The sequence below is a fragment of the Mycoplasmopsis columbinasalis genome (assembly GCF_900660705.1).
Classification (GTDB): domain Bacteria; phylum Bacillota_I; class Bacilli_A; order Mycoplasmatales; family Metamycoplasmataceae; genus Mycoplasmopsis; species Mycoplasmopsis columbinasalis.
On sequence record NZ_LR215043.1, the window covers coordinates 301,105 to 316,568 of the forward strand.

At 31.5% G+C, this 15,464-nt stretch carries 11 protein-coding genes and 1 other RNA gene; 8 read left to right on the top strand and 4 right to left on the bottom strand.

Annotated features, from left to right (window positions below; genetic code table 4):
• The first annotated feature begins 67 nt into the window (after positions 1 to 67).
• Complete coding sequence (whiA, locus tag EXC55_RS01080) at positions 68 to 907, top strand: DNA-binding protein WhiA (protein WP_129622856.1); 840 nt, start codon at positions 68 to 70, stop codon at positions 905 to 907.
• Positions 908 to 928: 21 nt separating this feature from the next.
• Entirely contained in the window at positions 929 to 1,885 is a 957-nt protein-coding gene (gene holA, locus EXC55_RS01085; RefSeq protein ID WP_129622857.1) for a DNA polymerase III subunit delta, read from the top strand.
• 30 nt (positions 1,886 to 1,915) lie between these two features.
• Here holA and EXC55_RS01090 read toward each other — a convergent pair whose 3' ends face one another.
• Positions 1,916 to 3,382 (bottom strand): lipoprotein 17-related variable surface protein, encoded by a 1,467-nt coding sequence (locus EXC55_RS01090; protein WP_129622858.1) that lies wholly within the window; start codon positions 3,380 to 3,382, stop codon positions 1,916 to 1,918.
• Between the two features lie 190 nt (positions 3,383 to 3,572).
• On the opposite strand from EXC55_RS01090, the gene rnpB reads away from it, so the two are divergent.
• Positions 3,573 to 3,856, top strand: an RNA gene (gene rnpB / locus EXC55_RS01095) — RNase P RNA component class B.
• Positions 3,857 to 4,123: 267 nt separating this feature from the next.
• Here rnpB and EXC55_RS01100 read toward each other — a convergent pair.
• Positions 4,124 to 5,323: a lipoprotein 17-related variable surface protein gene (locus EXC55_RS01100; RefSeq protein WP_129622859.1), complete on the bottom strand. Its 1,200-nt coding sequence runs from the start codon at positions 5,321 to 5,323 to the stop codon at positions 4,124 to 4,126.
• Between the two features lie 344 nt (positions 5,324 to 5,667).
• On the opposite strand from EXC55_RS01100, the gene EXC55_RS01105 reads away from it, so the two are divergent.
• The 3 genes from EXC55_RS01105 to EXC55_RS01115 are packed head-to-tail and all read left to right on the top strand — an operon-like array spanning position 5,668 to position 8,259.
• Positions 5,668 to 6,465, top strand: coding sequence for an energy-coupling factor transporter ATPase (locus tag EXC55_RS01105; protein ID WP_129623253.1), 798 nt, complete (start codon positions 5,668 to 5,670; stop codon positions 6,463 to 6,465).
• The gene (locus tag EXC55_RS01110) at positions 6,456 to 7,388 is read left to right on the top strand and encodes an energy-coupling factor transporter ATPase (protein WP_129622860.1); all 933 of its coding nucleotides are present in this window, start codon (positions 6,456 to 6,458) and stop codon (positions 7,386 to 7,388) included. The genes EXC55_RS01105 and EXC55_RS01110 overlap by 10 nt, the downstream gene beginning before the upstream one ends.
• Entirely contained in the window at positions 7,372 to 8,259 is an 888-nt protein-coding gene (locus EXC55_RS01115) for an energy-coupling factor transporter transmembrane component T family protein (protein ID WP_408634040.1), read from the top strand. Before EXC55_RS01110 ends, EXC55_RS01115 begins: the two co-directional genes overlap by 17 nt.
• 496 nt (positions 8,260 to 8,755) lie before the next feature.
• Here EXC55_RS01115 and EXC55_RS01120 read toward each other — a convergent pair whose 3' ends face one another.
• Together EXC55_RS01120 and gltX are read right to left on the bottom strand one after the other, a co-directional pair.
• Positions 8,756 to 9,184, bottom strand: coding sequence for a hypothetical protein (locus EXC55_RS01120; RefSeq protein ID WP_129622862.1), 429 nt, complete (start codon positions 9,182 to 9,184; stop codon positions 8,756 to 8,758).
• Positions 9,175 to 10,599, bottom strand: a complete 1,425-nt coding sequence (gene gltX, locus EXC55_RS01125; RefSeq protein ID WP_129623254.1) for a glutamate--tRNA ligase — start codon at positions 10,597 to 10,599, stop codon at positions 9,175 to 9,177. The genes EXC55_RS01120 and gltX overlap by 10 nt, the downstream gene beginning before the upstream one ends.
• 308 nt (positions 10,600 to 10,907) lie before the next feature.
• Between gltX and gyrA the strand changes: the two genes are divergently transcribed.
• Entirely contained in the window at positions 10,908 to 13,700 is a 2,793-nt protein-coding gene (gene gyrA, locus EXC55_RS01130; protein WP_129622863.1) for a DNA gyrase subunit A, read from the top strand.
• Positions 13,687 to 15,237, top strand: a complete 1,551-nt coding sequence (locus EXC55_RS01135) for an MAG5620 family putative phospho-sugar mutase (protein WP_129622864.1) — start codon at positions 13,687 to 13,689, stop codon at positions 15,235 to 15,237. The genes gyrA and EXC55_RS01135 overlap by 14 nt, the downstream gene beginning before the upstream one ends.
• The last annotated feature ends 227 nt before the right edge of the window (positions 15,238 to 15,464 follow it).

A 15,464-nucleotide genomic window follows, 5' to 3' on the forward strand; every position in this document is an offset into this window, starting at 1 on the left:
AAATAAAGCTAGAATTAATTAAATTTAACTATAATTGTATAACTTATTTTTTACTGGTGGCATTTTTATGACTCAAACAATTAACTTTACACGCAAAGTCAAAATTGAACTTTTTCAAAAAACAAAACCATCGGCGAAAAATTTTGACTTTTTGCTTGGTTTTTTATGAGCAAAAAGTCAATTAGATCTTGAAAAAAATATCTTTTTAATAATTAAAGATGAGTTAACAAAAGAAAAATTATTAGCATTTTTGAAAGAACTGAAAATCGAACACCAAATAGAAAATAGTAATTTAATTATTTTCAAAAATCAAATCGATTTCCAGACTCAAATTAATAATTTAAGCAATTTTTTTGCTGGTTTTTTCTGCGGTGGTGGCACTATTAGTGATTTTAAACACACTTCTTACCACTTGGAACTTTCTTCTTACTATGAACAATTTATTGATTTAGTATTAGAAAAACTGAATAAATACAATTTTGGTTTTCAAAAAATTAGCTATCGCCAAAAGTATTTAATTTATTTAAAAAAACATGAAAAAATTGCGGATTTTTTAAAAGCAATTGAAGCTAGAAATGCTTATTTTGAGTTCGAAGAAGAGAAAATCAAACGAGATTTTTACAACAATATAAATCGAATTGATAATATTGATTTTTCAAACATTAACAGAATTGCAAACGCAAATGGACGACATATAGATAACATTAATTTAATTTTTGCTAAAAATTTAGAAAGTAAATTTTCTCAGCACCAATTAAAAGCTTTTGAAATAGTGCTCGCAAACCCCGGCGAATCTCTGCAATCACTAAGCGAAATAATGATAAAAAACGGCATAAAAATTACTCGTAGCGGTTTGAATCACTGACTCAGAAAACTCGACGAGGTAGTAAAAGAATTTAAAAATTAAAATTTATACTAAAATTTTTTTATGTATTTAATCTGTGGGCAAGATACTTTCTTAATTCAAGAAAAAGTTCAAGAACTTAAAAATCACTATCCTGATTACGCAGTCCAAACATTTAATTGCGAAACTCCGGAAGCTGTTTTATCTTTAATTACTGAAGCCAACAACCAAAGTTTGTTTAAACAGCACTCTTTTTTTATTGTTAATAATTTGCTTTTTTTTACTTCTAAACTAGACAAGAATTTGGAAAAACTCGCAGATGAATTTTTAAATGTTTTACATCAAAGCAAAAATGATGTTTTTGTTTTTGTAAATAACGAAATAACTGAATGTGCGAATATTTATAAAAATAATTTCACGAAAAACTCTATGATAAAGGATTTTTCGCAACACATTGATATCAAAAAGTTAACTGAATCACAACAAATTAAATATATTATTGATAAAGTAACTAACCTTGGCGGCAATATTAATTATTCTGCAGCTCAAATTTTAAGTTTGAAAACAACTGGTGATTTAGGCTTGATTAACAATGAAATTAACAAGTTGTTACTGCTAAAAAAAACTATAGATTATAACGATGTCGAAACTTATGTTGATGCTGTTACAAGCGAAGATGCTTTTGCTTTTGTAAATTCTTTTGAAAGTAACAATTTTGATTTAATTTGAGTAGAATATCAAAAGAAAAAGGAATTTGTCACTTCAGTTACTGCTTTAATTGCGCAAATTAGTCAACAATTAATTATTTGTAATCAAATTGCGGGCTATAAAAAACTTGGTAAGTCTTTGGACTATGTTGCTAATGACTTAAAGTTAAATGTTTATCGAGTAAAAAGAGTAAATGCTTTGTTACAAAAATTAGGTTTGCGGAAAGTTAGACATTTACTCAAGAGTTTAGCTCTACTCGATCGCGCCATTATAAATGGTAAAGTAAATGAATGAATGGCTTTTGAACACTTTTTGATAGTCAATTTTCTTTAAAAAAATACGCCAAGATGCGTATTTTTTTGATTAATTTGATGAAATAGTTATTTTCTCTGCCTTAAATCCAGTAATTTGTTTAAAAACGCTTTTTGATCTTACGGTTTCTACTGGAGTTTCATCTTTATCTTCTTCTTGAATAAAAGCGAAATTAACATTTACTGAACCTCTGCTGCTTGCTTTAACATTATTCAAGATTAAGATTTTGTATCTAACTCTACTATTTTGTAACGCTGGAAAATGATACACATTTTGTTTTTCATCATCAGTATAAAGAACTAATTCAGAAGCAAAATTATTTCTTTGCGTTGCATCAGTAACAGTAGTTTCTGCTTTATTTTTACCTTGAACAATTCAATCGATTTGTTTAATAGTTGCGATTTCATTATCTAAAAGATCTTTTGTTCTTGTTAAGTCAGTCATAAAGCCATCTAAACTTAAAATTTTAGATTCTTCAATACCATTATAGCTTGCTGTAAGTTTTAAATTCACAGTGCCTTCAGGTTGATTTTCAACTTGTACAAGTTGTTTAGTGACATTAACTTTGTCAGATGTAGCTGAAGTTGGTAATTCAATTTCTCCCATTTGACTTGAATTTTGCACCACTAAATCATCTGCACGCACATCACTTGCGAGCAACAATGAATGGTTACGTTCAGAAGGTTTTTTCTCGGCTTCGCTTTTCAATGCTAAGTAACGCATATTGGCAAGCATTTCCTCTATAACTTTTATAGCGGTATCTCGACGTCTTTGGTCTGTTGTTTGAGCCACATTGCTTATTGCAAATGTTTTTTGAACCATTTTAGTTGGATCAGTTTTATTTGTTAATACTAAAGTAACGTTTAACTCTCCAGTTTCATCATTTGCTGCGTTTTCAGGAAACGCAACTTCAGCGTTAAGTTGTTTTCAGTCAGGACGTCATTCATCTTGAACATTTTGTTTAAAAAAAGCAAAATGAGCCAGGTCTAGCTTAACTGCTTCTGACGGTAAAATTCTACTAGCTTCTCGTAAATAAGCTCGTTCGATTGAATCAATTTGAGCTTGTAAATCTCCTTGCGTAGAAGATTTTTTAAATCCCTCTACCTTGAAAGGATCGGATACAATACTTTCTTTAGTAGCAACTCTTGTGATTCTAACAACAACACTTAGCAAACCATTCTCATCATCAAGAGATGTTTTATCAATTTGGTAGGTCACAGCAAATTCTGCATGATCAAATATCGTTTGAAAGTTAACAAACTCATTTTGTATATTTTTGTAAAGTAAGACAAAATTAATTTCTTTGGCAGCGGTTGCAGCTGTATGTGAATTCTCAGAAACAGTTTTGGTTGTTTTATCAGTGAGATCTTCTAAATAAATAACGCCTAATTTTGTTTTATCAATCACATCTTGAATTGGTAAAACTGTTTTCGCTTGACAACTAACACTCAAAGCTATGGGGGCAAGCGCAAGCGGCATTAATGTGAAAAAGTTAAACTTATTTTTAAATTTACGCATAACTTTATTATAAATTCTAAATTTCTATGTCAAAACAAATCCAAAGTATAGTAATGTTTGTTAAAGGCAAAATGCAAGCCTTGAAACTATTGAAAATAGTTTAGTTCTTTTTTAAAATTCATCAGTTAAAAAATTAAGAAACCGCAAACGAACCAAATATTTTTTGTGATCTTTAGATATAATACTTTTTAGCAATGGTCAACAGCTGCTTTTATTTGTAAAAGTAGAGGAAAGTCCACGCTAGCACAACCTGAGATGGTTGTAGTATTCATGTCGAGTCTAATAAACTCGAGCTTAGACGACTAGTGCCACAGAGACGAGAAATGTGAAACGGGTAAACTCCATGAGCTAGAAACCTAAATTTTTCGGTAAGGGAACTTTTCGAGAAGAATTCAATTTAAGAAAAGAGCCAAACTTTTGTTTGGTTAGATAAATTGTTGACACCAGCAATGGGACAAAACGTGGCTTATAGTTGCTAATCTTGCTTCGGCAAGATTTTTTATTTTCAGAAATAATTTTCTTGGCCAGCAAGATAAATGAAAAAGCAAAAGGTACTAAATCCTTTCACTTGTTGTTTTTAAAAGTTGAAAACAAATTCACAAATAATGCTATAACATAGAGTTATTTTCATTTTGTAATTTAAATAAAACATTTAAAAATGCTATTTTAAAACTGCGATAAATAGAATTTGTTTTAGCTTTATCTAAAATTAATTTTTCGGATGCTACTAATGATTTACTATTAGTTCTCTCTACTAAAACCTTTGATATCAAATGCTTTTGAGTACAAGAATTTTTTGTTATGTACAACTTTTACATGAGCAGTCACAATGACTTTGTTGACATCAGAAGGATCTTGCCGTTCACTAATTTTTTCCAAGTAAAATTCCTCATCATCTCCAAAATCAATTGGAAACGGTTGAACATTATTTCAATAATCTCTTGGGAGGTGCTTATAAATTATTCACTGGCCTTGTTGTTTAAGTGCGTTACTAAAAGTGGTTGTTTGACCAATATATTCAACACTCTCTATAGAAGATGAATTTTCATACAAATACGCATAAGTATTCTCTAAATCAGTTGTTTTTTTAGTAAATGATACTTCTTTATCTTTAGCTACTAATTTATATTCAACTTCAAGTACACCCGCGTCATCATCTGGGGTTTTGCTGACTATAATAGGTTTTGCTAAATTAAATTCTTTTTGAAAATCAATTTCTTTGCCCTCTGAATTTTGAAATGATATTTCAGAATCTTCAACAAGTGATGGTAATGAATTTAGAAAATTACTTTTGTATACAACTTTAGCAATTGTTTGTGCGGCCAAATCAATCAAAGTAGCAAATCCACCTATAATAAAGGTTTTTTCATAGAATTTATCTGCAACATTAAGCTTAACCTTTATTTGCAATTCGCCTTTTTCTACATCTTCTTGTGTAGGTTCCAAAATTTCGAGCTGGTAATTAATATTGTTGTAAGAGCCAAAAATTTCACCATTATTTTTAAAAATCGCAAAACTGCTAGTTGGTAATTTATAAGCTTGTTGAACACCAAGTTGATTTTTTTGAAAAGCAGTATTAATGAACTCAACTCTAGCAAAACTTTGGAGTAAATCATTTCCAAAATTATCTAATTTTTTAAAATCTGATACCAAAAAATTTCTCTCTGCAACAGTTTCATTAGTTGTTTTGTTAACTATTGTTGCTTTAACTGTAACACTACCGTTAATATCGTTTACTGTGTCAGGTAAAACTTCTAGTTCCACTTTAACTTCTGAATAAAGGTTCGTAAATTCGGTAAAAATAGAGTCTTGACCTTTTTGCACTCATAATGAAAATTGATTGGCAGTCACTAAACTTGCTTGTTGATATGACTTTTGTGCTTCTGTTGAAATTCGATGATTATTATCTGTATAAAATAGCTGAACATTAGCTTGATTCAAGATGTTTTGATAATCTTTTTTTTCATTTTCATTAGTTGTTGCGTTGTTTTTTTCGTCCGAATTGGTCGCTGTGTTGCACGAAACACTAAAAGTAGTTGCAGTTATGCCTAAAATTGGAGTTAAAGAGAGAGAAATTTTTTTATTTTCATAGTTGTTTTTTGCCTTATCTTGTGTTTTTAGAAAAGCATTATACTTGCTTTTAAATATTAAACTTTTGAAAAAGTTTATTTAATTTTATTTGAAAAACGCCTAAAATGGTTTAAATTTGAATAATTTTCTTACGTAATTCTTCAAAGAAATGGAAATTTAAAATTGGCTTTTCGTCATATAATTTCACTATGAATATGATAAAAATTAGAGATTTAGTTTTCAAATATGCCGAAAGTAAGCGTAATGCAATTGATGGTATTTCGCTTGATATTGAGGCTGGTGAGTATGTTGCAGTGCTTGGACACAATGGTTCTGGAAAGAGTACTTTTTCAAAGTTACTTGTGGCACTCTACAAACCAAAAAGCGGCACAATTGAAATTGATGGTACGGTAATTACACATCAAACTATTCGGGAAATTCGGAAAAAAATCGGAATTATTTTTCAAAACCCAGATAACCAATTCATTGGTGCAACTGTTGAAGACGACATTGCATTTGGCTTAGAAAATGCACAAGTTCCACAAAAAGAGATGAAAAAAATCATCAATGATTTAGCTGAAAAAGTAGGAATGCAAAAGTATCTTGATCGTGAACCGCAACTTTTGTCTGGTGGCCAAAAACAAAGAGTTGCCATTGCTTCTGTCTTAGCACTTGACCCTAAAATTATCATTTTCGATGAAGTCACTTCGATGTTGGATCCAAAAGGAAAACGACAAATTCTTGAAACAATTCGTGAAATTCAACAAAAACGGGAAAAAACACTCATTTCAATTACCCACGATATGGATGAGGCCATTTTGGCAGACAAATGTATCGTGTTTGCGCAAGGCAAAATTGTGGCAATAGGTTCTCCAGCCGAAATTTTAAAAGATAAAGAAGTGATTGAAATAGCAAAAATTGATTCGCCTTTTATTTATAAATTAAGTGAAAAGATTCATAGTGTAAACTCAACTTACAATGAAAAGGAATTACTTGAAAACCTATGCAAATAATAGTGAAAGATTTGGACTACATTTTCTTACGCAAAACACCAATTGAACACAAGGCGTTAGATAAAGTAAATGTCACAATTAATCAGGGCGAATACATTGGGATTATTGGTCAAACAGGTTCGGGTAAAACCACATTCATTGAACACCTTAATGCTTTGTTAGTACCAACTGAAGGGCAAATCACTTGAATTTATGATAAAGACATCATTGATAAGAAAACAAAAGCTAAGCAAACTGTAACAACTGAATATACTTTGAAAAAATCTTGACGAAAAAAAGTTAAGAAAGCTAAAGAGTTACGAAAAAATATTGGTGTTGTCTTCCAATTTGCTGAATACCAATTGTTTGAAGAAACCATCGAAAAAGATATTGCTTTTGGCCCAAGATCTTTTGGTGTGTCAAAAAGCGAAGCAAAAGAACGCGCCAAAAAATACTTAAACTTAGTTGGCCTCGATGATTCTTTCTTGGAAAAATCACCTTTTGATTTATCTGGTGGACAAAAACGAAGAGTTGCCTTAGCTGGCATTTTGGCAATGGAACCGCAAATTCTAATTGCCGACGAACCAACAGCTGGCCTCGACCCAGTTGGTGTGCGTGAAATTTTAGAAATCTTCAACCGTTTACACAAACAAGGCAAAACCGTGGTGATTGTCACTCACGATTTGGACAACGTGTTAGAAGTAACAGACAGAGTATTAATTTTTAAAGATGGACACATTGTGCGTGATGGTAAAACTTACGAAGTTTTACGTGATACACAATTTTTAAAAGAAAATGCAATGGAACCACCAAAAATTCTTGATTTTGTGCACAAACTAGAACAACGTGGTTGAACGATTCCGAAAGTCAAATCTATTGATGACTTAGTCGCACACATCAATGCAACTTTAGCAAGTAAAGGAGAGGTTAATGAACACAATTAGTCGTTACATGGTAATTAATAGTTTTATTCACCGCCTTGACTCAAGATTAAAACTTGCTCTCAACATTACCATTATTGTCTTAGTGTTTGTATCTAATTACTTTATCACCACAGCGTTATTACTTGTGCCATTGATGATTGCTTATGTGATCACAACTAAGAGTTGACTTGGCTTACTAAAGTTGTGAAAAATGCCGCTTTTTATTGGTGTCATTCTCTACTTTGTGAATTTATACACTATGAAAATTTCTAATAATGGTGTACTGCTCGACTTATATGCTAAAAATACTGGGTATGTGTGATATATAATTGACAAAAAGGGAACTTATGCATTTAGTTACCCGCAGTTAATTCGAACATTGGCTTTAGTAGTAAGAATTTACACAATGATCTTAACTACATCAATTTTCGTAATTAGTACTAAACCAATTTTATTAACTAAAGCAATTGAAGATTTGCTTTGACCACTAAAACTATTATTTATTAATACGCACATTTTGGCCACAATTATTTCCATTGCACTAAGATTTATTCCAACCTTGCTTGAAGAAGCACAAAGAATTATGAAAACGCAAGCGAGTCGGGGTATCGATTTTAAAAACGGTAAGATTAACGAAAAAGCCAAATCATTTACTACGTTAGTGATTCCACTCTTTGTCACTTCATTCAACAAAGCTGAAGATTTAGCAAACGCTATGGAAACTCGTGGCTACGATCCATATGCCAAAAGAACACGTTACCGTAAATTAATTTGACACTTACCTGATTACATTATTTTATTAGGAATGATTGGTTTAACTGTTTACATTGCTCTCTCACAAAATATGGACTTTTTACCAGAGTGATACACCATTACTTATTCTAATTTTTAATTCATGTTATAATTTGAAAACTTTTCTGACTATGTCAAAGAGCTGCTAAATGAAAAATTTAAAAAGCGCCTGATTATATAAACCAATAAGGAAATTATGAGAAAAATTACTAGAAGAAAAATGAAAGAAAGAGCTGCTAAAAGAACTCACAAACTTCAATTAGAATAAGCTCGTGCTGAAAGAAGAGCACTTAGAGAAGCACAAGCTGCTCGTGCTTAGATGTTATTGTTAACTGGCCAAGCCAGTTTTTTTTTTTTTTTTGTAAAAGCCTATTTTATAGACTTATTTGCTATTTAAGTGTTAAAAACATAAACATATGAGTTAAAACCAAGTTTCAAACTTGAAAATAAATTTACAATGACGAATTTAACTATGGCATAGAACTATACACAAAACATAAACCACTAAAACACATTTATGCAACTTACAAATTTTAAATAAAAAAAACACAAAATGTGTGTTTCTTAAGACCTTGACTAAGCATTAAAAACATCAACTAAGCTTGTGCTTCTTCTGGCGTATCTACTTCTGGGTCAGTGATAATTGATACTTCAAATTTACCAATTAAATCATGGTTAGCAGAGAAAAGATTGTATTCAAAAGTTTTGTTGTGTTCTTCAATTTGCGTTTTTAACAATTCTGAAATCAACAAAAATTTATTACCATCAACTTTAATATAACTGTTGTTATATTTTTGTCCTAACTTCATACTAAGGGTCGTTGGACCAGCAAAAATGTTAATTTGTTCTGGGTGAATTTCGATACGATTCATTTCACCATTTGTTGGTTCTTTAAAATGATAAGTGTGATACTCTTTGTTGTCATCTTCATCATCAACAAAAATTTCGTATTCGCAGGGTACCACAAATTCAATTACCTTTGGTTCGTCTAACTGCAATGATTTTGATTTAAATTTTAACTTCATTTTTTAAGTCTCGCTTTCACTCGTTCTTCCCCATATAAATAAATTGCTTTAGCCAACTCGGGACCATGACTATGATATGTAGTTGCCAATCTAATTGGCATAAAGAGATTTTTACCTTTTTTGCCAGTAAGTTTTGCAGTTTCATTGATTGCGTTTTGAATATTTTCAACCGTAAAAGAAACTGCATTAAGATGATTAACAAAGACTTCAACTGTGTTTCAATTTGTTTTAACTAATTCAACCTCATCAGTTGTTAGTTGTGCCTTAATCGAATCATCGCTTGAAAGTGGTGTTAAATATAAATCTAAATACTCTTTTAGTTGTTTAATAGTGTAAACACTTTCACGATATGTTTCCACAAAAAGTTTATTTCAAGCAGTTTCAGGTAATGTTAATGCACACAATAATTCATTTAAATCTATTTGTTTAAAATACTGTTTTGAAAATCACTGCATCTTTTGAATATCAAATTTAGATGGACTCTTACTAAATCTTGCTGGGTCAAAACTTGTAATAAGTTCCTCTTTACTCATTAACTCACGCGCATTCGCCTCTGTTCAACCAAGTAATGCGAGAAAATTAAAAATTGCAACGGGCGAATAACCTTCATTGCGATAGTCTTCAATAAATTGTTTTAAAGAAGTATCGCGTTTAGATAACTTTTTGCCTTCCATATTAGTAATAATAGTTAAATGACCAAATTGCGTAGGTTCTCAACCTAAAGCTTCATAAATTGCTAACTGCTTAGGTGTATTTGTAATGTGTTCTTCACCCCGCAACACATTGGTAATTGCCATATCATGGTCGTCTACAACAACTGCGAAGTTATAAGTAGGATAACCATCGCTTTTTTGAATAACTCAATCGCCAATATCGCTGCTGTCAAAACTGATTTCACCTCTAACAATATCATTTCAACCGAATGATTTATTTTTTGGCATTGCAAAACGTATTGAATAAGCGCCTTGTTCTTCGCGTTTAGCTTTTTCAGCATCAGAAATTTTTAATCAATTTCTATCGTATCTAAATGACGGAATACCCTTAGCGTCGCTTTCAGCTTTTTGAATTTCAAGTTCTTCGCTAGTATCGTAGGCTTTGTAAGCTAATCCTCTATTGATAAGTTCTAATGCGATTTCACGATATCTTCCCAATTTTTCACTTTGACGATATTTTCCGCACAGAGGATTTGGATGTAAAGGACTTTCATCTGGAACAATTCCTAATCAAGCTAAATTATCAAGCTGACTTTTTTCGCCTCCAACCACTTCCCTTTTAACATCAGTGTCTTCCAAACGGAAAATAAAATCACCGCCAAAGTGCTTTGCAAAAAGGTAACAAAACAAGGCTGTTCTTGCGCCACCAATATGTAAATAACCTGTTGGACTTGGAGCATAACGAGTTCTTATTTTCTTTAACATTTTTTAAGTCTTCCTTTAACTACTATGTTTTGCATATAGTTCTATACCATAAGCATATTTGCAAAATTTAGTTTTATTTTACTAACTAAACCAAATTTAATTTGTTTTTTGAATCAATTTTGTAAATAGTCCTATATTACAGGCTTATTTATCAAATTTTCTTAAAAAAACAATATTTTTTTCTTAGTTCACCATTCACTATATAAATATATATTTTATTACAATCCTAAGATATTGACTTAATGTGTTAAAATTAAAACACTTAAATTGCAAAGCAATTTAAAATTCGTAAATTTGGAGGAAAAATGCACTTTTCTGAATTCGACCAAGATAAAGAAAAACAACAGCAAGAACAAGCAGACAAGGTTCATAAAATTGAAGACGAACAAAACTTAGATGATGAGCTTTTTGTTGCATTCAAAAAACCTGAACAACCTGAAGAAAACGATGATGAAGATGAAGATGTTCCGCAAAACAAACCTGAATACCAAGTAGAAAATCAAACTTTAGCTGAGCCAATTAAAGGCATTGGAATTCGTCCAATTCAGAAAGAAGTCACTGATTCGTTTATGGAATACGCGATGAGCGTTATTGTGTCGCGGGCATTACCAGATGCACGGGATGGACTAAAACCAGTTCACCGTAGAATTCTTTACGATATGAGTGAACTTGGTATTAACTACAATTCACCGCACCGTAAAAGTGCCAGAATTGTTGGGGATGTTCTTGGTAAATATCACCCTCACGGTGACTCTTCTGTTTACGAAGCTATGGTAAGAATGGCACAAGACTTTAGTATGCGTTATCCGTTAGTTGACGGTCACGGCAACTTTGGATCAATTGACGGTGACGAACCCGCAGCTATGCGTTATACTGAAGCAAGAATGTCAAAACTTGCCGCTGAATTGCTCGAAGATATCAAAAAAAACACAGTTGATTTTGCAGATAACTATGATGCTTCTGAACAAGAACCATCTGTATTACCAGCTCGTTTTCCGAATCTCTTAGTTTCTGGTGTTTCTGGTATTGCTGTTGGGATGGCCACTTCTATTCCTCCACACAACTTAGGAGAAGTAATTGATGCTGCAATTGCTTTAGCACAAAATCCTGAGATTACAATTGATGAATTAATGAAATTTTTACCTGGTCCTGATTTTCCAACGGGAGGTACCATTCTTGGTGTGAGTGGTATTCGCAATGCCTACCACACCGGTAAGGGTTCAATTACCACTCGTGCTGTAAGTCGAATTGAAGAATTTCAAAATGGGAAAAGCAAAATTATTGTGACCGAAATTCCTTACGAAATTAAAAAAATTTCTATTGTTGAAAAAATTGCTGAATTGGTGAAAACCAAAACAATTGAAGGAATTGCTGATTTGCGCGATGAATCATCACGCGAAGGAATTCGTATTGTCATTGATATCAAGAAAAACTTTAACCCACACATTATTTTGAATCAACTTTACAAACAAACCAATTTACAACTCAACTACAGCGCTAACTTAGTCGCTTTGGTTGACGGACAACCAAAATTACTTAACCTCAAAGAGATTTTGCAAGTTTATCTTCGCCACTATGAAACTGTTGAACGTCGTAGATTGCTCTTTGATTTAAATAAAGCTGAAGAACGTTTACATATTTTAGATGGACTTAAAATCGCAGTTCAAAACATTGACGAAGTTGTTGCTATCATTAAACAATCACGAAACGATGCTGAAGCACAACAAAACCTTGCTGCTCGTTTTAACTTAAGCGAAAAGCAAACTAAAGCAATCGTCGATATGCGTCTAGGCCGTTTAACAGGTTTGGCTATTGAAAATATGGAAGCAGAAATTGCTGCTTTACACGCTGAAATTGCAAGCATTAGACAATTGCTTGATAATCACGATGCATTAATTGAATTTATCATTGGTAAACTTACCGAATTAAAAAACAAATACGCAGATGCGCGCCGTACAGTTATCGATGTGGCAGCCCAAACCAACATTACTGATGAAGATTTAATTCCGCTCAAAAACATTGTTATTACAACTTCATCAAATGGTTATGTTAAAAGAACGCCACTCGAAGACTACCGCGTGCAAAACCGTGGTGGTAAAGGTTTAACTACAATGAAAACCTATGAAGATGATGACATTGCTTCAATTCTTTACACCACTACACACATAGATTTATTGTTGTTTACTAATACAGCTCGCGTTTATCGGATCAGAGCACACCAAATCCCAGAATTATCAAGACAATCAAAAGGGATTCCTTTCGTCAACATTGTTGCTAATTTAGACGCTAAAAACGACGAAAAAATTGTTTCAATGCTGCCGGTGAGCGAATATGGCGAAAATATTTATCTTTTCACCGTTACTAAAAATGGAACAATTAAAAAAACAGCATTAGCTGAATATGAACGAGTCAATACAAATGGTAAGTATGCTTTCAATTTAGTCGAGGGCGATGAATTAATTCGTGCCTTTCTTGTGCGTGATGATGATTTGATTTTAATTGCGAATAATCAAGATCGTGTTGTGAAATTTAATGCCAACGACATTCGTGCTTTAGGACGTACCGCTACAGGTGTAAGAGGCATTAAACTTGAACCTAACCAAAAAGCTATTACTGCTTCAGCATTAAATGAAGGTGAATTTATTTTAACAGTTGGTGCTAAAGGGTTTGGTAAGCTTTCGCATGAATCACTCTTTAGATTAACCAACCGTGGTGGCAAGGGTGTAATTGGAATTAACTCTAAACTAGCTGGAAATCTTATTTTTGCTAGATTTGTTAACTTACAAGATGAAATTTTAATCATTACCACGCAAGGTTTAACTGTGCGTACATCATTGTTACAACTTTCTGTAGTCGGACGTTCATCGAAAGGTGTGAAATTAATTAACTTAAAAGATAATGATGAAATTCAAGCAATTGAAATCATTAAAGTGGATGAAAATAGTGATCCTGAAGCAGTTGCAAAAGCCAAACAATTGACTGCTGAAATTAAAGCTAAACTTGCCAACACAGATCCGCAAGAGTTTCAAGCAACTCAATTAAGTGAAGAAGATGATGACTTAAGTGCTAGTGAAAGCAAAGACTTTGAAACAAATTAAACAAAAGAAACTCATTGACAGACTTAAAATTCAAATTGTCAATGATTTTTTAGTTTTAGAAAAGCCTCTCAATGGCAAGAAATTAAATTATTCACTCAACTTACTCGCACAAGCAATTCAAAAAACACTTAATATTAATAGCAAATTTAAACTTTTCATTTCCTACCAAGGAATGTTTTTACCGAAAAAAATCTTTCAAAATGTACTCGATTATTTTTCATTCTTTTGCGAAACAACAACTTATAACTCTTTATTATCAATTCCGTTAGAGCTTGATTACTACGCGCAAACTAAGCTTGGTTATGATTTTCTAATTAAAGCAATTTACCATCACAAATTAAAAAAATTGGTGATTAAATTAGTTAATTTTAATGAAGAAATTCCTGTCGAAAAGTTAACTGAAATTGTGAATATTTATCAGACTTTAAATGAGTATTCAGCCCTATCTAATAGGGCTAAAAGTAATTCGCTTAACATTGCACAACTTTTACACACTCTTTCGGATCTTAAAACAGGTTTAACTAAAGACTTTGTCAGTTTAAAAGAAAGATATAAAACACAATTTTTTATTAATTCGAGAAGCATTGTAGCTAGAAATTTAGCGACTGAATTATTTACTAATTACAAAAATAATTATCAATTGGGAGCAACTTTCTTCCCTACGTATATTTCAACGTGATTTTGAAGATGAAGACTAAAAACTAAGAAAAATAAAAACTTAACAGCAGTTTATGATCTTGATTTTAATGATAATTTAGAGGCTTGATTTGTTCTTAACCAAAAATTAAAAAAATTAAATAATTTAGATTTAGCATTATTTTTCTTGTATTTTTTTCTCGAAGAATTTAAATTTAAGAAGACTTCTCTAGATGATCATTTTGTGGTGATTTCGCACGAATCATCCTATAAAATAGTCGAATTGCTCAAATTGTATAAAGTTAAATATTATTTTTATAACAATCAAACTATAAATGAATATTTACAAGATCCTAATTGCTTATTTGTTTTTACTAATAAAACTTTCATCATTACTCCAACTGAATCATTACCTTTTCAAAACTATTACTTTTTACTTTACTTAACAATAATGCATAACAGTTATAAGAACCGTAACAATTTGCTTACTTTTAAGTATCGACAAGTTTTAGAACTCTTTGGCTTAACCAAAAGCTTACGAGTGCACAAAAAATTTAAACAGGAAAAACTATATTTCTTATTACGGGCAGTAAGAACTATTTTTAATAGTTTTAACAGCGGAACACTCTTTAATAATTTAATTGTGCACAACAAACAAGAAAAAGACCGCATCATTTTGTTTCAATTCACCTCTGAAAAACACCACACAATGACTTGAAGCTACGATTTAGTTGCTGAGAAAATCCAAATCAACTATGATGTTTGTTTTCAATATAATTTCAAAAGTAATGGTTCACATTTAAACTTTTTGAAAATGTGGTGGTTAAGTAGAAAAATTTTCAAACAAACTAAGAAACTTTATCGCAGTTACCAAAAAACTAAAAAACAGACCAAAGCATAAAATTTAATCAACCAAAACTCTAAAAGTCGCCTTATGGGCGATTTTTTATTAAATTTACACAAGAAATTAAGGTAAAAATTTTAAATGTTATACAACCAAATTAACTTCACACAACACCTAACATTTAAAGAGTACAACTTAACTCAAGCAAATTAAACTTTAACAAACACAATTTTTTTTATGTTGCACACTTATTAACACTAACTAGCAATGCAATAATTAAAATG